Origin of the sequence: Neobacillus niacini (assembly GCF_023715415.1) — a bacterium.
GTDB lineage: Bacteria > Bacillota > Bacilli > Bacillales > Cytobacillaceae > Neobacillus > Neobacillus niacini_C.
Window position 1 is genome coordinate 1 of the sequence record NZ_JAMBOB010000051.1, and the last position, 467, is coordinate 467.

1 protein-coding gene and 1 pseudogene are annotated in these 467 nt (G+C 65.1%); both read right to left on the bottom strand.

What is annotated here, in order from left to right; all coding sequences use genetic code 11:
• Positions 1-190: 190 nt before the first annotated feature.
• Positions 191-316, bottom strand: coding sequence for a hypothetical protein (locus tag M3189_RS27055; protein ID WP_285889841.1), 126 nt, complete (start codon positions 314-316; stop codon positions 191-193).
• Positions 317-363: 47 nt separating this feature from the next.
• A pseudogene (locus M3189_RS27255) lies at positions 364-465 on the bottom strand (hypothetical protein); the annotation flags it as partial.
• Positions 466-467: the final 2 nt, after the last annotated feature.

The window sequence follows — 467 nt, forward strand, 5'->3', positions numbered from 1 at the left end:
GTCTATTACATCGTCAAATGGCTGCTCTTCGGCGGCATTGCCTGGCTTATCTGGAGCGCGTTTTAACCCCCTGGCGCCGGTTCCACGGCATGGTCGCCAGCAGACGCGCCATGCCGCAAAAGCCGGTTACGCCGGCGAAGGTGAGCCCGGCGCCGACCGCGCCGCTGAGCTGAGCAGGAAAAAGCCGCCGTTAACGGTATAGCCCAGCAGCACCCCCAGTCAAATCAGGACGCCAGCGGCAATTTGCACCTGGCGCATCAGCGGCGGCAGCGGCTGCGATGAATCTTCCACTACCGGCAACCCCGCGGCTTTCCACGCCTGAATTCCTCCTGCCAGCAGGCAGGCCTGCGCCGGCGCGGCGGCCGCGGCCAGACGAATCGCATTATTCTGCGTCCGGGAACCCGCCTGGCAGTGAAAGATGACCGTCTCTCCGGCCCGGGCATTGAGGGGCGCACCGCTGGTCAAAG